At 65.7% G+C, this 18299-nt stretch carries 15 protein-coding genes, 1 tRNA gene and 1 pseudogene; 13 read left to right on the forward strand and 4 right to left on the reverse strand.

The window, feature by feature from the left end; translation table 11 throughout:
* The first annotated feature begins 18 nt into the window (after positions 1-18).
* The 6 genes from OKW76_RS04260 to OKW76_RS04285 all read left to right on the forward strand — a co-directional run bounded on the left by OKW76_RS04260 (position 19) and on the right by OKW76_RS04285 (position 5993).
* The gene (locus OKW76_RS04260) at positions 19-1608 is read left to right on the forward strand and encodes a class II 3-deoxy-7-phosphoheptulonate synthase (protein WP_265551431.1); all 1590 of its coding nucleotides are present in this window, start codon (positions 19-21) and stop codon (positions 1606-1608) included.
* 172 nt (positions 1609-1780) lie between these two features.
* Positions 1781-2569 carry a 3-keto-disaccharide hydrolase gene (locus tag OKW76_RS04265; RefSeq protein ID WP_265551433.1) on the forward strand — a complete coding sequence of 263 codons (789 nt, stop codon included), beginning with the start codon at positions 1781-1783 and terminating at the stop codon, positions 2567-2569.
* A 68-nt stretch (positions 2570-2637) separates the two neighbouring features.
* Positions 2638-4305 carry a formate--tetrahydrofolate ligase gene (locus OKW76_RS04270; RefSeq protein ID WP_265551435.1) on the forward strand — a complete coding sequence of 556 codons (1668 nt, stop codon included), beginning with the start codon at positions 2638-2640 and terminating at the stop codon, positions 4303-4305.
* Between the two features lie 61 nt (positions 4306-4366).
* Positions 4367-4441, forward strand: a tRNA-Glu gene (locus OKW76_RS04275).
* A gap of 184 nt (positions 4442-4625) precedes the next feature.
* Positions 4626-4949, forward strand: a complete 324-nt coding sequence (locus tag OKW76_RS04280; RefSeq protein ID WP_265551437.1) for a DUF2200 family protein — start codon at positions 4626-4628, stop codon at positions 4947-4949.
* Between the two features lie 294 nt (positions 4950-5243).
* A complete protein-coding gene (locus OKW76_RS04285) occupies positions 5244-5993 on the forward strand; it encodes a kinase (RefSeq protein WP_265552763.1) in 750 nt (249 codons plus the stop codon).
* A 214-nt stretch (positions 5994-6207) separates the two neighbouring features.
* Here OKW76_RS04285 and OKW76_RS04290 read toward each other — a convergent pair whose 3' ends face one another.
* Positions 6208-6390: a hypothetical protein gene (locus tag OKW76_RS04290; RefSeq protein WP_265551439.1), complete on the reverse strand. Its 183-nt coding sequence runs from the start codon at positions 6388-6390 to the stop codon at positions 6208-6210.
* A 152-nt stretch (positions 6391-6542) separates the two neighbouring features.
* A complete protein-coding gene (locus tag OKW76_RS04295; RefSeq protein ID WP_265551441.1) occupies positions 6543-7319 on the reverse strand; it encodes a Crp/Fnr family transcriptional regulator in 777 nt (258 codons plus the stop codon).
* A gap of 408 nt (positions 7320-7727) precedes the next feature.
* Here OKW76_RS04295 and OKW76_RS04300 point away from each other — a divergent pair, with 408 nt between their 5' ends.
* Genes OKW76_RS04300 through OKW76_RS04330 form a run of 7 tightly spaced genes read left to right on the forward strand, consistent with a single transcriptional unit; the run spans position 7728 to position 15782 of the window.
* A complete protein-coding gene (locus tag OKW76_RS04300; RefSeq protein WP_265551443.1) occupies positions 7728-8585 on the forward strand; it encodes an MBL fold metallo-hydrolase in 858 nt (285 codons plus the stop codon).
* A gap of 32 nt (positions 8586-8617) precedes the next feature.
* The gene (locus OKW76_RS04305) at positions 8618-9142 is read left to right on the forward strand and encodes a ferritin-like domain-containing protein (RefSeq protein ID WP_265551445.1); all 525 of its coding nucleotides are present in this window, start codon (positions 8618-8620) and stop codon (positions 9140-9142) included.
* 9 nt (positions 9143-9151) lie between these two features.
* A complete protein-coding gene (locus OKW76_RS04310) occupies positions 9152-11377 on the forward strand; it encodes a hypothetical protein (RefSeq protein ID WP_265551447.1) in 2226 nt (741 codons plus the stop codon).
* 2 nt (positions 11378-11379) lie between these two features.
* Positions 11380-12120: an SDR family oxidoreductase gene (locus OKW76_RS04315; RefSeq protein ID WP_265551449.1), complete on the forward strand. Its 741-nt coding sequence runs from the start codon at positions 11380-11382 to the stop codon at positions 12118-12120.
* 40 nt (positions 12121-12160) lie between these two features.
* Positions 12161-13219, forward strand: coding sequence for a zinc-dependent alcohol dehydrogenase (locus OKW76_RS04320; protein ID WP_256507668.1), 1059 nt, complete (start codon positions 12161-12163; stop codon positions 13217-13219).
* On the forward strand, positions 13216-14250 hold the full coding sequence (locus OKW76_RS04325; RefSeq protein ID WP_265551452.1) for a lactonase family protein: 1035 nt from the start codon (positions 13216-13218) through the stop codon (positions 14248-14250). The genes OKW76_RS04320 and OKW76_RS04325 overlap by 4 nt, the downstream gene beginning before the upstream one ends.
* A gap of 5 nt (positions 14251-14255) precedes the next feature.
* Entirely contained in the window at positions 14256-15782 is a 1527-nt protein-coding gene (locus OKW76_RS04330) for an MFS transporter (RefSeq protein ID WP_265551454.1), read from the forward strand.
* A gap of 186 nt (positions 15783-15968) precedes the next feature.
* Here the strand turns inward: OKW76_RS04330 and OKW76_RS04335 are convergent.
* Positions 15969-17108: pseudogene (locus tag OKW76_RS04335) on the reverse strand (sensor histidine kinase).
* A 281-nt stretch (positions 17109-17389) separates the two neighbouring features.
* Positions 17390-18109, reverse strand: a complete 720-nt coding sequence (locus OKW76_RS04340; RefSeq protein WP_265551457.1) for a response regulator — start codon at positions 18107-18109, stop codon at positions 17390-17392.
* Positions 18110-18299 lie beyond the last annotated feature (190 nt).

Consider the following 18299-nt stretch of genomic DNA (forward strand, 5'->3'; position numbering starts at 1 on the left):
TCGGGTAAATGCCCGGGGATGACAACCTTAGCCGGCACCAAGATCAAACGCTTCCGCGAACAACGCGGCATCACCCGCGCCGCCTTTGGCGCCTGGTACGGCACTCCCGGCAGCACGGTGCAGGGCTGGGAGGAAGACGGCAAGCGCGCGCAGGCGGCGGTGGTCAACCAGATCGCCGCCAACGGCATCGCGCATCACGCCGACTGGTTCGTGAAACTACGCAACGCGGAGAACGACATGGCCGATTGGGCCCCCAATAGCTGGACTCATGCCGAAGCGCGCCAGCTTCCGACCTATCCCGATGCCGAAGCGCTCGACGCCGCCACCGCGCAGCTCGCGACTTTCCCGCCGCTCGTATTTGCCGGCGAAGCCCGCAGCCTCACCGCCGAACTGGCGCAGGTCGCCGAAGGGCGCGGCTTCTTGTTGCAGGGCGGCGATTGCGCCGAAAGCTTTGCCGAGCATAGCGCGAACAACATCCGCGATACCTTCCGCGTCATCCTCCAGATGGCGGTGGTGCTCACCTTCGCCTCGAAGCTGCCGACGGTGAAGCTTGGCCGCATGGCCGGCCAGTTCGCCAAGCCGCGATCGACCGATACCGAGACGATCGGCGATACCACCCTGCCCTCGTATCGCGGCGACAATGTCAACGACATCGCCTTCACGCCCGAGGGCCGCGTTCCCGATCCGCAGCGGATGATCCGCGCTTATTCGCAGTCGGCGGCAACGCTCAACCTGCTGCGCGCCTTCGCGCAAGGCGGCTATGCCAATCTTCAGCAGGTCCATCGCTGGACCCACGACTTCATGGGCCGCAGCCCCTGGGCCGCCAAATATGCCGACGTCGCCGATCGGATCGGCGAAGCGCTCGATTTCATGGAAGCGTGCGGGATCAATCCCGAAACGGTGCCACAACTCAAGGCGACCGATTTCTACACCAGCCACGAAGCGCTGCTGCTGCCTTACGAACAGGCGCTGACCCGGCAGGATTCGCTGACCGCCGACTGGTATGACACCAGCGCGCATTTCCTGTGGATCGGCGATCGCACGCGGTTCGAGGGATCGGCGCATGTGGAATTCCTGCGCGGCATCGGCAACCCGATCGGGATGAAATGCGGCCCGACGCTCAAGCCCGACGAATTGTTGCGCCTGCTCGACACGCTCAACCCCGGTCGCGTGCCCGGGCGGATGACGCTGATCACCCGCTATGGCCATGACAAGATCGAGGCGCTGCTGCCCAAGCTGGTGCGCGCGGTGAAGCGCGAGGGGCATCCGGTGGTCTGGAGCTGCGATCCGATGCACGGCAACGTCATCAAGGCGGCAAATGGCTACAAGACCCGCCCGTTCGAGCGGATCCTCGCCGAAGTCCGCGGCTTCTTCGCGGTCCATCGCGCCGAGGGCACGCATGCCGGCGGCATCCACGCCGAGATGACCGGGCAGAACGTCACCGAATGCACCGGCGGCGCGGTCGACGTGACCGAACAGTCGCTGGGTGATCGCTACCACACCCATTGCGACCCGCGGTTGAACGCGGGGCAGAGCCTCGAGCTTGCGTTCCTGCTGGCCGAGATGCTCAATGAGGAAATGGCCGAACGGCGCAAGGTAGCGGCGTAAGCGCGCCCCACCCCCACCCGTTCGTCCTGAGTAGGGGCTGAGCGAAGGCGAAGACCCGTATCGAAGGACATTGCCGCAAGCGGGCCGGGTGCTTCGATACGCCGCTTCGACAAGCTCAGCGGCTACTCAGCACGAACGGTGGGGCGCTCACGATCAAATGAAGGAACAGCCAATGCCCAGCGACTTCCCCCGCCGCGCCGCCAAGGCCCTGCTCCTGCTCCCCGCGCTCGCATTGCTCGGTGCCGCTCCCGCGCCGCGCTGGCAGTCGCTGTTCGACGGCAAGACCCTCGCCGGCTGGACCCCCAAGATCGCCGGTCGCGCAGTCGGCGAAGACCCGCGCGGCATGTTCATCGTCCACAACGGCGCGATCCGTGTGTCGCATGCCAACTATCCCCGCTTCGAGGGCGAGTTCGGCCATTTGTTCTGGAAGGCTCCGGTCGCTGCCTATCGGCTGCGCTACGAATATCGGCTGTTCGGCGATTTCCTGCCCGGCGTCGAACCCTGGCAGCAGAGCAACAGCGGCGTGATGTTCCACGCGCAGGCCCCCGCGACGATGGCGCGTGACCAGAAATTCCCCGTCAGCCTCGAGATGCAGCTGCTGGCGGTGCCCCGCGCCACCCGCGAGCCATCGGGCAACCTGTGTACCCCCGGCACGATCGTGACGTTCGACGGCAAGCGCGACCCGCGCCATTGCATCCTCGCAGGAGGCAAACCGCTCCCCGCCGGGCGCTGGACCACCGCCGAGCTCGAAGTCCTGCCCGATGGCCGCATCACCCACCGCATCGATGGCAAGGTCGTGCTGCGCTACGCCGACCCCGAACTCGATCCCGACGATGCCGACGCCAAGCCGCTGATCGCCGCCGCGGGCGGCAAGCTGACGCTCGATCGCGGGTACATCGCACTGCAGGGCGAGGGCCACCCGGTCGAGTTCCGCAAGATCGAACTCCAGCCGATCGGCTGATCGCAGCTCGAGCGAACCCGGCCCGAAGCAACCTTCCCCCCGCCGCGGCTGCGCGCTACGTCTGCGCAATGCTCTCCGACATCGAAATCTCTCGCGCGGCCACACTTCAGCCGATCCAGGCGATCGCCGACCGTGCCGGCCTGCCGCCGCAAGCGATCGAGCCCTATGGCCGGCACAAGGCCAAGCTCGACCTCGACTGGCTCGCCGCGAACCCGGCGCCCGCCGGCAAGCTGATCCTGGTCACCGCGATCAACCCGACCCCCGCGGGTGAGGGCAAGACCACCACCTCGGTTGGCCTCGCCGACGCGCTCAATCGCACCGGCCGCAAGACGATGCTCGCGCTGCGCGAACCCTCGCTCGGACCATGCTTTGGCACCAAGGGCGGCGCGACCGGCGGCGGCTATGCGCAGGTGGTGCCGATGGAGGACATCAACCTTCATTTCACCGGCGATTTCCACGCGATCACCTCGGCACACAATCTGCTCGCGGCGATGATCGACAACCATATCCATTGGGGCAATGCGCTCGGGATCGACGTCCGCCGCGTGGTGTGGCGGCGCGTGCTCGACATGAACGATCGTGCGCTGCGCGACATCGTCCAGGGCGTCGGCGGGGTCGCCAACGGCTACCCGCGCGAAAGCGGGTTCGACATCACCGTCGCCTCCGAAGTCATGGCGATCCTGTGCCTGGCAAGCGACCTGCACGACCTTGAAGCGCGGCTCGCGCGGATCGTCGTCGCCTATACCAGCGACCGCCGGCCGGTCACCGCCGCCGACCTCAAGGCCAGCGGCGCGATGGCGGTGCTGCTGGCGCAGGCGATCAAGCCCAACCTCGTCCAGACGCTCGAGGCGACACCGGCACTGATCCACGGCGGCCCCTTCGCCAACATCGCACATGGCTGCAATTCGGTGATCGCGACGCGCGCCGCGCTCCAGCTCGCCGATTATGTCGTGACCGAAGCGGGCTTCGGCGCCGATCTGGGGGCCGAGAAGTTCTTCGACATCAAATGCCGCCAGGCGGGGCTCGCGCCTGCCGCGGTGGTGATCGTCGCGACGGTCCGCGCGCTCAAGATGAACGGCGGGGTGGCGAAGGCCGATCTGGCGCGCGAAGACGTCGCCGCGGTCGAACGCGGCGCGGTGAACCTCGTCCGCCATATCGAGAATATCCGCCAGTTCGGCGTCCCCGCGGTGGTCGCGATCAACCATTTCGGCACCGACACCGCCGCTGAGGTCGCGGCGATCGAGCGCTGCGCGGCTGCGCACGGCACCGCGGCGATCCTGTGCCGCCACTGGGCCGAAGGCGGCGCGGGCGCCGAAGCGCTGGCGGACGCGGTGGAGGCGCTGGCGGCCAAGGATGCCGGGCAGTTCACCCCGCTCTACGACGACGGCCTGTCGCTGTTCGACAAGATCAACACCGTCGCGACGCGGATCTACCGCGCCGAACGCGCGACCGCATCACCCGCGATCCACGCCCGGCTCGAACGCTGGCAGGCGGCAGGCCATGGCCATCTACCCGTGTGCATGGCCAAGACGCAGTACAGCTTCTCGACCGACCCGCTACAGCTCGGCGCGCCGACCGGCCATGTCGTGCCCGTGCGCGAGGTGCGGCTGGCGGCGGGCGCGGGCTTCGTCGTCGCGATCTGCGGCGAGTTGATGACGATGCCCGGCCTCCCCCGCGCCCCCGCCGCCGAACATATCGGCCTGGGTCCGGATGGCAGCATCGAAGGCCTGAGCTGAGCCCCCACGCAAACCGCCTTGACGCCCCCCCGCCCCCGCCCTAGATGCGCGGTTCGCTAACGGCCCCTTCGTCTAGCGGTTAGGACGACGCCCTCTCACGGCGTAAGCACGAGTTCGATTCTCGTAGGGGTCACCATCGTCAAGCCAGAATCGGCCGAATGCTGCGCTTTTTACTCGGTGGCGCAGCCAGCGTCCACATTCCGTCGCACACACTGCGCAGGCTTTCCTACCGCGAGATCCTTTGGCAGCCGAGTGATCCTGATCCTGCCGCCGCGCCTCGATCGATGTGCGGTCCACAGACTCGGCCAACGTCCGTAACGATGAGGGGATTGTATCCTGCGTATGTCGCTAAGGCGGAGAGGAAGGGCCGCACGAAGGCGGAGGTCGATGAGATCATCTGCTGGCTTACGGGACACACGCAGCGGTCGCTGGAGGCTACACTTGCAACGCCCATAACAGTCGCGGACTTCTTCACGGAGGCGCCGGATATGAATGCCTCGCGCGAGCTTGTGACTGGTGTGGTGCGTGGCGTCAGGGTGGAGGCGGTGGAGGAACCGTTGATGCGAAACATTCGCCGGCTCGACAAAATGATCGACGAGCTCGCCAAGGGTTGGGCCATGCGGAAGTTTATGCGCGGTAAGTGACGGCGGTTTGGGCACATGCGCGCGCAGGCGGCTTCGTGGTCGCGAAGACCCACAAGCGGACGTCCGGGAGCTCTTTGGCACCTCTCAAAACCAGACCTTCGTTCATCGCCGCCTCGACGGCGGTGTCGCCGGAGCATGTCGCGGACAGCTCATCATATCACGCGCTCGGGCTGGCGATTGACGCCGCATCTCGGCAGCGCCACGATCGTGGCGCGCAGGCGATAAGGGACCTGCGAGATTCCTTAGCTCGCTTGGAGCCGCCAAACTGTGTCTGTTAAGCGCATCTTGCTCGACATGGCGGCCGCGCATCACGGTGCCGCGCCTATGGTGCTGGGTATCACAGGACCGCAAGGTAGCGGCAAATCGACGCTCGCAGCGGAGCTTGCCGCCGCCGTCCCCGGCGCTGCGGTCCTGTCGCTGGACGATCTTTACCTTGGTCGTGATACGCGGCGACGGCTCGCTCGCGATGTCCATCCGCTGTTGGCGACACGGGGTGTGCCGGGCACCCACGACGTCGATCTCGGCATCACCACCATCGCTGCGCTACGGCGCGGCGACGCGGTGCGGCTTCCGCGCTTCGACAAGGCGATCGACGACCGTTTGCCGGACAAGCAATGGCCGGTGGCGGGTCCCGCTTGCCCGCTGATCGTGGTCGAGGGCTGGTGCCTCGGCGCGCCGGCCATGCCGGAAGGTCTACTCGTCGATCCCGTCAACGCACTGGAGGCGGAGGAGGATCGCGACGGAGTGTGGCGGCGGTGGGTCAACCGCCACTTGGCGGTGGCCTATACCGCGCTTTGGCAACCAATTGACGCGCTGCTGTGGCTGGCGCCTCCATCATTTGAGACGGTGGTGCAGTGGCGGCAGCAGCAGGAGGCCGCGCTGCGTAGCACTGCGCCTCAGGGCACCGCAGTTATGGACGACGCAGCCGTTGTTCGGTTCGTCGCTCATTACGAGCGGATCACACGCTGGATGATCGAGCGGATGCCGGAAATGGCCGATCGCACGATCCACCTCGACGAGGGGCGGCGGATGGTGCCTGTGTGAATATTCTCAACACGCCGGCGCTCACCGGTGCAAGAACGGCAGCCAAGGTTGGTGCGCTCCATGCTTGCTCGATCAGCGATCCAAGGAGGCCTCTGCAAACTGGCGCTGGTTCACGCTGCCGGTTGGCCGACTTCCAAGACCGTGAAATGGATAGCTGTCCATGGTCGGCGTGATCTCGACGCTGCATCCTCTGCGCCGCGACCAGATGCTGGTCCTACGATTTCTCCAGCGCGACCTTGCTCGAATTGATCTCGTACAGATCGCTCCGGGCCGCAGCCATCACATAGGGCGCGGCCTCGCCTTTTGCGGCTTCGGGCGGCGGCGGCGTCTCAGCGAATGCGGGGGCGGCGCAGGCGGCCAATATCGCAGCGACCGAAAGTCCAAAACTGCGCTTCATGATCGTACACTTTCAACACGAGAGGCGATGCTGGCGGTCCGCGCAGGACCCAGCACCGGCTTTTTTTACAGTATATCGCGATCTACATTATTCTATGGAACTACAGCCCCCCTTAAATGGGCTTGCACGTCTATCGGCGGACAGAAGATGCTTTATTGCTTAGCGCCCGGGCTTCTGGCGGAATTGACCTGCACGCGCGCGCATGCCCCGCGCCCCAGCGGCCCGATCAGCTTGCGATATTCGGCTTCGGGCAAGCCGTAGCATTCGCCGGCCAGCCGTTCGAGCATCGGGCGGTCGATCATGATGACCCGCCCGCGTTCGGATTTGATCAGTCCGCTGCCCTCGAGCATGTGGAGCGCGATCGTCACGCCGCTGCGCTCGGCGCTCACCATCTTCGCCATGAATTCATGCGTGAGCCGAAGCTCGTCGCCATCGATCCGGTCGTGCGCCATCAACAGCCAGCGCGCGAGGCGGACCTCGATCCGCTGGTGCGCATTGGTGGCGGCATTGTGCTCGGCCTGGACCAGCAGCGTCTGGACATAGTGAAGCAGCGCCGATCGCAACGTCGGGCTTTGCGCGATCGCGGCCAGATAATGTTCGGTCTCGATCCGATGCGCCGACATCCCCGCCATCTGCACCCGCGTTTCGTGCGGCGAGCTGAATACATCTAGGATCAGGCAGGTCGCCGACACCCCGTCGCGGCCAAATATGGCGACTTCGGTCTGCCGACCGATCGACGTGACTGTGCTGATCGAGGCAAGGCCGTCGTCGGGAAAATAAACATGATCTATTTCCGCATTCGACACGACGATGATGTCGTCGCGCGATAGCGAGACCGGTTCCATCTTTTCGGCCAGCAACGCCAGGTCGTCAGGCGAAAGCGCGTTCAATAATAGATTGCCGGTACGAATTTCGGTCACTGTGTTCATCGCCGACCCCATTCGCTTAATAGTGTATGCACCTCGCGCATCACCCGCACCTCTCCTGCCTTGGCCGATCGATCGATGATAGCCGGTACGCACGGCTGAAAACTAACGTAGATTATCGTTCCGATCGACAGACCGCTCAAATGCGCCGACCCGATATTATATTCCCCAATCGCCGCAACATCTTGGCCGCGATGTGGGAAAATCACCGAAACATCTGCCCGACTGACCGGTTCTCCTTCCGCATCTGCATCTGCGCAGCCCGAGGACGTATCATGTACTATCACGATCGCCGCCAGCAGCCCTTCGTTTCGATTGAGCAGACCCTCCCGGCACCCGACCAACCGCGGTGCAGGTAACTCCCCGTCCGTCCCTCGGGGCGGGCGCGCGCGGCGGATCGACGAAGGACCGATGTTGCGAATCCATCACCTGAACTGTGGTACCGATTGCCCGCTCGGCGGCGCGCTGTTCGACGGGCGCAGCACCGGCCCGCTCGGCAAGATCGTGTGCCATTGCCTGCTGATCGAAACCGACGCGCATGGGCTGGTGTTGATCGATACCGGCTATGGCCTGCGCGACGTGGCGCATCCGCATGCGCGCCCCGATCCTCGGATTCCGGTGCCGTGGCGGATGATGCTCAACATCCGGCTGCACGAACGCGACACCGCGATCCGCCAGATCGAAGCGCTCGGCCACCGGGCGTCGGACGTCCGCCATATCGTCGCGACGCATCTCGACTTCGATCATGCCGGCGGGCTCGAGGATTTTCCCAACGCGGTGGTCCATGTCATGGCGCGCGAATATGACGACGCCACCGGGCCGCATGCCGGGGTTGTCGCGCGCAACCGCTGGCGCGCGCCGCAGCTGGACGGCGTCCAGCATTGGCGCCGCTATAGCGCGCGCGGCGAGCCCTGGTTCGGCTTCGACGCGGTCCGCGACCTTGCCGGCCTGCCACCCGAAATCCTGTTCGTGCCGCTGCCCGGGCACACATGGGGCCATGCCGGGGTAGCGGTGCGGCGCGACGACGGCCGCTGGCTGCTCCATGCCGGCGACGCCTATTTCTACCGCGGCGAGATGCGCGATGCACGGCGCCGCTGCACCCCAGGACTGCGCGCCTATCAGCGGCTGATGCAGGTCGACGCGACCAGCCGGATGGCCAACCAGGCACGGCTGCGCACGCTGTCGATCGAGCGTCGCGACCAGGTCACCGTCACCTGCGCGCACGATCCGGTCGAGTTCGAACGCTGTCGCGCGGGATCACCGCTTTAGATTTCTACCACCCCAAGCCGAAGGAGACGATCATGACCAACATCCAGGAAGCCCTCCGCGACCTTTTCATCACCGGCACCAAGAACATGCACGCGGTCGAAAAGCAGGCGCTGTCGATCATGACCCCGCAGGTCGCGCGGATCGAGCATTATCCCGAGGTCGCCGATCGGCTTCGCTCGCATATCGAGGAAACCAACGATCAGCTCGCGCGGATCGACGAAGTACTGGCGAGCTTCGACACCAGCGCTTCGGCACTCAAGGATCTGGGCCTCAGCATGACGGGCGGCATGGCGGCGATGGCGCATTCGATCGCCGGCGACGAGATCCTCAAGAACAGCTTCGCCAACTATGCGTTCGAGCATTTCGAGATCGCCGGGTACAAATCGCTGCTGACGATGGCCGAGGATGCAGGCTTCGCTCAGGCCACCGCGCTGTTCACCGAGTCGCTGCACGAAGAGCAGGCGATGGCGCAGTGGATCGATGAATCGCTGCCGATGGTGACCCGCCGCTATGCCGGCCTGTACGCCGAAAGCGGTTCGTTCACCGCCAAGGTTTGAGCGAAGGCGATGGGAGCGAAAAATCCGGAAGCCGACGTTCCCATCGCCAGCCCGCACGTGCTGGCGGTGCGCGAGTTAGGGCGTGCGGCGGCTGCCAAGCCGATCGCCGAATTCGACCTGGGCGAGCTCCAGGTCGAGGTGCGCACCACGCAGGATTCGGTGTTCGTGGTGGTCGTGCGCGAAGGCCGCGGCGGCGTCGCACTGCGCGCCGCCCATTTGTCGTGCGCCTTCGAATGCAAGGCGCTCGCGCCGCAGGCGGGAGAGGATGCGCGGCTCGGCGTCACCAGCGCGCTCGGCCGCCATCTGGTCACGCTCGAAGCCGGCGCGAACGCGCTCGAGAACCTGCGCGTGACGGTTCGCTTCACGCCGGCGATGCCGATGCTGATCCCGTTCATCCCGCGCGACCTGTACCCGATCGACAATAAGGGCGATCCGCTCGGCACCGTCGGCAGCGTCGAGGCGAAGCAGCGCAAGTTGAACGTCGGCATCGTCTATTTCCGCGTCGACGAACCGCGCTTCGGCGACGTGCTGTACTTCCAGAACCTGACGTCGATGAACGATTATTATGGCGCGACGGGCACCACCCCCGAAAGCATCGTCGGCGGAAGCTGGCCCGAGCTCGGCCATCTCCTTCCGATCGCGCAGGGCGGCCAGACCCCACCCGCCGGCGTGCTCGAAGGCGGGACCGAGATCATCCTGTCCGACGCGATCCTGGTGTTCCGCCACGATGCCCCGCCCGACGAGCGCGAAACCGCGCGGCGCTTCCTGCAGATGCTCGGCGTCGCCTATCAGCGGCTCGACCTGCCCTGCGTCGACTATCGCGACTGGGTCGACCGCGCCGAACGCACGCTGCGCGACCTCGACCAGGCGCCCGAGGCGACGATCGAGCATTACGGCCATCGCTATATCCACCCCTACACCAACGCCGAATATCCCGACATCATGGTCCAGATGTCGGTCGTGGCGGCGATCCATGATTGGGGCAAATGGTGCGGCACCCCGCACCCGCTCGAAGCGCAGTTCAAGGCGGGGCTCGAGAAATTCTACGATCCCGAGCTGCAATCGCTGCGACGCTATTTGCCCAATGTCGGCGACGACAAGGACGCCGACGCGGTCGACAGCTGGTATCTGTACCACCCGATGCTCAACCTCGGCCTGCTCGCGCTCGACGGCGACGAACAGGCAAGGACGCTGCTGCTCAAGTCGATCGATTTCGGCATCAAGGCGGCGCATCATTTCAACTATGAATGGCCGGTCCAGTACAAGGTCACCGATTTCAGCATCATCACCGAGCTTGCCGGCGCCGATTGCCGCGGCCAGACCGATGTCGCGGGCATCTATGCCTGGGTAATGCTCCAGGCGTTCGAGCTGACCGACGAGAAACGCTTCCTCGACGAGGCGCGCTGCGCGATCGACGCAGCGATGGGGCTGCGCTTCGGGGTGAATTACCAGGCCAATCTCACCGCCTGGGGTGCAGCGGCGTGCATGCGGCTGTGGCGGATCACCAACCGCCCGGTCTATCTCGAACAAAGCTATGTCTATCTCGCCAGCTTCTTCCAGAATTGCGTCATTTGGGAGAGCAAGGTCGGGCATGCCGCGCAGTACAAGACCTTCCTGGGGGTCACCTGCCTGCAGGATGCGCCGTATATGGCGATCTACGAATGCTTCGATTCCTTCACCGCGTTCGAGCGCTATCTCGCCGATAGCGGCCCAGATCTAGAACCCGCCGCGCGGCTGCTGGTCGCCGAATATTGCCGCTACGCGCTCGATCGCGGCTGGTATTTCTACCCCGACGCGCTGCCGCCCGAAGCCGTCGCCACTGAGCAGCGCGAGAGCAACGGGCATATCGACCCCAAGCTCTCGTTCCCGCTCGAGGACCTCTATCCCGACGGCCAGCCCGCGGGCCAGGTCGGCCAGGAAGTCTATGGCGCCGGCGCCGCCTTCATCTTCGCCACGCGCAGCTTCCACCCGATCGAGGGCGCCCCGTTCCGGATCTATTGCGACCAGTTCGTCCAGTCGATGGAGCGCACCGGTGATCGCGCGCTGACGATCACGCTGGCGGGGGGCGAGTCCTCGATCGCCGGCCTCAGCGTCGTTCGGCTCAAGCGCCGCAAGCTCGGGGCGGTCGAATTGACCGCGCCCGATGGCGACGTCCTGCGATCCAGCGCCAGCACCGCCGATCGCATCGCCTACGAAGTGCCCGCCAGCGGCCGCCTCGTCCTCACATGGGAATGATCATGCCAGAACTCACCAGCCTCGACGGCAAGCGCGTGCTCGTCACCGGCGGCACGACCGGGATCGGCCTCGCGACAGTGACATTGCTCGTCGAAGCCGGCGCGCGCGTCATGACCTTTGGCCGGCATCAGCCGGGGCTCGACGACGCACTGGCGCAGGCCGATCGCGGCAGCGGCAGCGTCGATGGGATGCTCGCCGATGTCTCGACGCGCGACGGCATCGATGCGGTGTTCGCCGCGATGGACGAGAAGCTCGGCGGCATCGACATGCTCGTCACCTGCGCGGCGCTTGGCGCGCAACCGGTGCACGAGATGGAGGAGGACGCCTGGCGCTATGTCATCGAAACCAATCTGATCGGTACGCTGGCCAGCGCGCGGCGCGCGATCCTGCGGATGGAGGCGCAGGGCGGCGGGCATCTGCTGTTCGTCGGATCGATCAGCACCGAGATCAAGGCGGTGGGCGAGAGCGTCTACGCCGCGACCAAGGCGGGCATCCAGGCCTTTGCCGAGACGCTACGCAAGGAAGTCGCCGACAAGAACATCAAGGTCAGCGTGATCCAGCCGGGATCGGTTTCGACCCCGATGCAGGAATGCAGCGACGACCAGAAGGAACAGGCGATCGCCGACCATCGGATGCTCTACGCCGACGAGGTCGCCGACGTGATCCTGTTCGCGCTCACGCGGTCCGAGCGGTCGGACATCGTCAATCTGCGGATCGAGCCGCGGATCCAGAAGACCGCCTGACCGTGTCACTCACCCCCGCTATCACCGAAGGAACACGCCGATGAGGGCCGCGCTCAAGACCGCCGATGGCAGGTTCCAGGTTACCGAGGTCGAACGCCCGATCATTCCCACCGGCGATTTCGTGCTGGCGCGGGTTCGCGTCGCAGGCATTTGCGGCACCGATCTTCGCCATTGGAACAAGGCCGAGCCCGAGCTCGAATGCCATATCGTCGGCCATGAGCTGGCCGGCGAAGTCGTCGAAGTCGGCGCCGACGTCACCAATTTGAAGCCCGGCGACCGGGTGGTGATCGAAACCGTGATGGGCGACGGGGTGTGCCCCTATTGCAGGATCCAGCGCTACAATATCTGCGAGCATCTGTACGACGTGCGGACCAAATATGTCTCGCGCGCCTATGGCGAATTCGTGTGCGGGCCGCAGAGCAAATTCTATCCGTTGCCCGATCATGTGAGCTTCGAGGAAGCCGCGCTGATCGACACCTTCTCGGTTTGCCTGCACGCGCATCATCGCGCCGGGGTCGGGGTCAATCAGAAGATCGCGATCATCGGCGCGGGGCCGATCGGGCTCGGCCAGTTGCAGCTCGCCAAATTGAGCGGCGCCGATGTGCTGATCGTCGATCGCGTCGCCAGTTCGCTCGAGCTCGCGACCAAGCTGGGTGCCGATGTCGTGGTCGACACCAGCAAGGGCGAAGACGTGCTCGAGCGCGTCCTGGCGTTCGCCGGCGAGCGCGGCGCCGATGTGTGCTTCGAATGCGCGGGCGGCGAATCGATGGCCGAGACGCTGCCGCTCGCGACCAAGCTGGCGCGCCGGGGCGGCAAGGTGGTGGTCGTGGGCGGCTTCGACGCGGGCGAACTCAGCATCCCGCTCGAATGGCAGCGGATCCAGATGTCCGAGATCGAAATCGTGATGAGCGCCAGCTTCGCCTTCCACGACATCTATCCCGAACAGGGCATGGTGCTCCAGCTGCTCGCCGACGGGAAGCTCGACGCCGCCAGCCTGATCACCCATCGCTTCGACCTCGATCACATCAACGACGCGTTCGAGACCGCCGACGCCAAGGAGACCACCGGCGCGGTCTTCGTCGCCATCACGATTTCGTGAGCGTCGATCTGCTGGTCGGCACCGACGCCAGCATCGGCGGTACCGGCCTGCACCGGCTACGATTGTCGAACGACGGCAGCTTGCGCCGCGACGAGGTGCTTGCGGTCGCGCGCAATGCATCGTTCGCCACCTATTCGCCGCGCCATGACCTCTATTATCTGGTCGACGAACAGGCTGATGGCGCGCTCGGCGCGTATCGCGCGGGCGCCGATGGCTGGCAGCAGGTGGCGCAGGTCGCGACCTACGGCGCCGACCCCTGCTATGTCGCGCTCAACGGCGCGGAAGATCGATTGGCGGTGGCCAATTACGGCAGCGGCAGCATCGCGCTCTTCCGCCTCGATTCATCGAGCGGCCGCCCGCTCGCGCCGCCGCAGATCCGCCATCACGCGGGGAGCGGGCCGGTCGCCGATCGGCAGGAGGGCCCGCACGCGCATTGCGTATGCTTCGCGCCCGATCAGCGGTGGCTCTACCATGTCGATCTCGGCGCCGACGCGATCATGGCCTATCGCGCCGACCGGCGCGACGGACCGCTCGGCACGGGGCAGCGCGCATACGACGCACCCCCGGGATCGGGCCCACGCCATCTGGTGTTCCATCCCTCACACCCGCTCGCCCTGCTGGTGAGCGAGCTGGCGAACACGCTGACGGTCCTCGCGGTTGGCGACGGCGTGCTGACGCCGCTGCGGACGCGCTCGACGCTGCCCGAGGACTTTACCGGCGAAAGCATCGCCGGGCATCTGTCGCTCGACCGGCACGGCGAGCGGGCGTATGTTACCAATCGCGGGCACGACAGCATTGCCGTCTTCGCATGGAAATCGGGCACCGATTTGGACATGCTGCAAGCCATTCCCAGCGGCGGGGCCTCGCCCCGTGCGTTCGCGCTGCTCGAAGCCGAGCGGCTGCTGGTGCTTGCCAATGAAGACGGCGGCAATCTCACCCTCTTCGATCTACGGCCTGACGGCACCCTGGCGGCACGACCCGCCGCAATCCCCCTTCCCGGCGCGGTGTTTCCCTTCGTCCCGGGGCGATAACAGCCTTGCCCTCGCTATCCCCCCAGTCGCACGTCAGCGATGACGAGCGCGAACGGGGGCTGCGGCTGCTGGTCGTCGAAGCCGCCTTCTCGGGCGGCGCGACCGCGCTGACCACCGGCGTCATCCTCACCGCCTTCGCGCTCCATTTGGGCGCATCGAACACGATGATCGGCGTGCTCGCGAGCGCGCCGTTCCTCGCGCAGTTGCTCCAGCTGCCCGCGATCCTGCTCGTCGAGCGGCTGCGCCAGCGCAAGCGGATCGCGGTGCTGACGAGCATCGTCGGGCGATCGATGCTCGCGGTGATGGCGCTCACCGCCTTTTCGACCGGGATGCTGCCGCTGCTGATCCTGCTCACGGCGCAGTTCACGCTGTGCGGATTCGGCGCGGTCGGCAGCTGCGCGTGGAACACCTGGCTACGCGATCTCGCGCCCGAAAACCGGCTCGGCCAGGTAATGGCCAAGCGCACCACCCGGCTAACCGCAATTAACCTCGCGCTGGGAGTGGCCGCGGCGATCGCGCTCGATGTCACCGACGCCCAGTCGCTGGCGCGCGACCTGGTGTTCGCGGGCATGTTCCTCATCGGCTGCATCGCCGGGCTGATCAGCGCGCGGATGGTAAGCGCGATGCCCGAACCCGCGATGCCCGAACGCAGCGACCGGGTTAGCCTGGTCGCGTTGCTGATGCCGCCGCTGCGCGACAGCAATTTCAAGCGGCTGCTGATCTTCGTCGCCAGCTGGCAATTCGCGGTCAACCTCGCGACGCCCTTCTTCACGGTCTTCATCGTCCGCCAATTGGGCTTCGACGCCAGTTTCGTGATGGCGCTCAGCGTCGTCAGCCAGGTCGCCAACATCCTGGTGCTGCGCTATTGGGGTGAGCTGAGCGACCGGTTCGCTAATAAATCGGTGCTCGCGATCTGCGCGCCGGTCTACATTTTCTCGATCGTCGCAATGATCGGCGCGTCGCAGATCGCGGACCGCGACCTGGTGAAGCTGTGGCTGATCTTGCTGCACCTGGCGATGGGCGCGTCGGTGGCCGGGGTGACGCTGGCGGTGAGCAACATCGCGCTGAAACTCTCGCCGCGCGGCAGCGCGACCGCCTATATCGCGGTGAGTGCCACCGTCACCGCGATCGCCGCCGGTACCGCGCCGATCCTGGGCGGACTGCTCGCCGATTTCTTCGCGCAGCGTCGGCTCGAACTGCTGGTGCGCTGGTCGAGCCCGCAATCGAGCTTCAGCGTGCCGATCCTGCTGACCAGCTGGGACTTCTATTTCCTGCTCGCCGGCCCGATCGGCATGTACGCGATCCACCGGCTGTCGCTGGTGCAGGAGCAGGGCGAGATCGAGCCGCGCGAGATGATGACCGAGATGCTCAACAACACCCGCCGCAGCATCCGCAACATCTCCTCGGTCGCGGGCTTGCGCGCGGCGACCTTCGTGCCCGTATCGCTGCTCCGCGACGGAAGGACCGCATTGCGACGGCGCAGTGCAATGAAGCAGGCCGATCAAATGTTCGAAGAACGACGCGAAGACTGAAGCTGCCTGGCATTGTCGCGGCAGTGCAGCGCTGGCGAGATGACCCAAAATGCCACATTTGCGACGTTGCCCCACTACCGCAGCTTCCGCCATTTGTTATGTTTGAAACAGCATGCCGCTATCCGGTGACGACGAACGGCAAGTAGACAAACTGGACATGATTATCCGACCGCGGGACGATACGTTTCAGCGAAGCGAAGGCAGCCGAAGCTCGACAATTAATCCCGGCTCGACCCGGTTGCGTAGGACGAGCGTACCGCGATGCCTATCAGCGAAATCCTGAACGATACTAAGGCCGAGGCCGGCACCCCCGGTCTCACGATTACGGGAGGCTTCACCGCGCTAGAAGGGTCGCAGAAGGCGTGCGTGATCCTCGGCTGCGATCCCCGGCCCTGTATCACTGACCGTCACGATGACGTCGTCGCCTTCCCGAACGATGCCGACGCTGCCGCCGCCGGCATGGTCGATCGCATTGCGCACGAGATTTTCGATCGCTCGACGAAAGGCCGATTCGGCAACGTTGACCCAACCGTCATCGCCGGGCTTCAGCAAGACCATGCCTCGCCCTGCGTCCATGTCAGCAACGATCTGTGCGATCAGCGGCCTGACCGCGACAGATTGTCGCGGCAGCTCGACATCTCGAGCAAATGCGAGGACTTCGCCGATCATCGCCTGCATCCGTTCGACATCGGCGACCATGCGCGATCGCTGCGGCTCGGCAGCCGACTCGATGCGCAGTCGCAGGCTGGTCAAGGGCGTACGCAGATCGTGCGCGATAGCGGTCAACATCCGCAAGCGCTCGGCGGTCTCATCGGCGAGGCGTTCCCGCATTGCGGCAATGGCGCTCGCCGCGTCGCGCAGTTCGCGCGGACCTTCGATGGGGATGGTCATGCCGCCGGTGTCGATGGCCGTGGCAAGCGCACGGAACGGGCGGGTCAGGCGCCGCGCGAACAGCCAAGCTAGAGGCAGGATCAGCAGCAGACTGACGAGGATCGCGGCTATCACCCGCAGCCGCCAGCCGCTAAGCCAAGGTTGGTAGGGCTTTACGGTCAACCAACGCCCGTCGGGTTGCCGCACGCTGGCGGCGAACGCATCGATCGGCACCGCCGCCAGCGCTATGCGCAGCGCTGGCGGCGGCGTATGATCCGCACCCAGCAGGCGAAGACTATCGCCGCGAAGAACGATGCCTTGGCTACGGATCGAGCCCGCGATGCCTCTTGCTTGATCCTTCGCGCGGCTGACCAGCACTACCGGCCCTGAGGCCTCGCGGCCTGGAGGTCCGCCGGTGATCCTCGCCCGCGTGGAGAAGGTGTCGGGCCCGGTCATGATGATGCGGACGTCGCTTGCGGGTCGCTGGACCAGATCGGCAAGGACTGCCTCGAAAATGACAGAGCGCCGCCCTTCGGGCTCCGCCCCGATACTGCGTTCGAACCGGCGTGTTTCGCCGCGCAGCGCAGTAGCGGCGTCACTTATGCTGACACGCAGGCCGTCGGGTTCCGGCGCGATCAACACTATTGCAGCGGTAGCGGCCACGCTCAGCAATGCCACGCCGATGCCGAAGCCGCCAATAGCCGCGACCGCGCTTCGCGGGCGTTTCGCGCGCGCGGTCAAGCTGGTCGCACCGTAGCGGTGAAGCGATACCCGACACCGCGCACCGTTTCGATCAGCGGCGCAGGATCCCCGTCGGCCAGCTTGCGGCGCAACCGGCTGATCGCAATGTCGACCGCGCGGTCATAGGCAGCGGCATCGACGCCACGCGCCAGATCAAGCAGCGAATCGCGGCTGAGCACCCGGCCCGGTCGTTGCACAAACGCTGCAAGCAGCGCGTGGTCGCCTTCGCTTAGGACCAGCGGGCGCCCGGCCGGATCGCGCAGTCGTCGTTCGTCCATGTCGAGATACCAGCCGGCGAAAGTCACGCCGCTTGGTGGCGCGGTCGCCGGCGCTTCGCTTCGCGGCCGGCGCAGGAGCGCCCGGATGCGAGCGAGCAATTCGCGCGGCTCGAACGGCTTCACTAGATAATCCCACGCGCCGACCTCAAGACCAACGACCCGGTCCGTGACACCATCGAGTGCGCTCAGCATCAGAATCGGCCGGCCACCCGTCGCCAGGCGGCGGCACAGTGACAGTCCGTCCTCACCGGGCATCATGACGTCGAGTACGATCAGGTCGACCGGCGCGACCGCAAGCGCCCGTTCGCAGGCCGCGGCGTCGGCTGCAGCCCGCACGCAATAGCCATGCGCGGTAAGAAATTCGGCAAGCGCGTCGCGGATGCTGGTGTCGTCATCGACGACGAGGATGGTCTCCGCGAGCTTGGGAAGGATGGCCATGAGCAAGCATCGATAGCGCGCTTTTGTAGCATTTGCGTATCCGCCGCTGCTACGCACCCGACATCGCGAGGCTACGGTCTGCTGCTTGAAGGTTCCCGTCGGTCCAATCGAAGGGGGAGCAGCAGCGATGCAAAAAGCGAAACGGTACGTAGGAGTCTCGGCAATCTCCCTGTTCGCGGCGCCAGCTGCT

Source organism: Sphingomonas sp. S1-29, assembly GCF_026167545.1.
In the GTDB taxonomy this organism is placed as follows: domain Bacteria; phylum Pseudomonadota; class Alphaproteobacteria; order Sphingomonadales; family Sphingomonadaceae; genus Sphingomonas.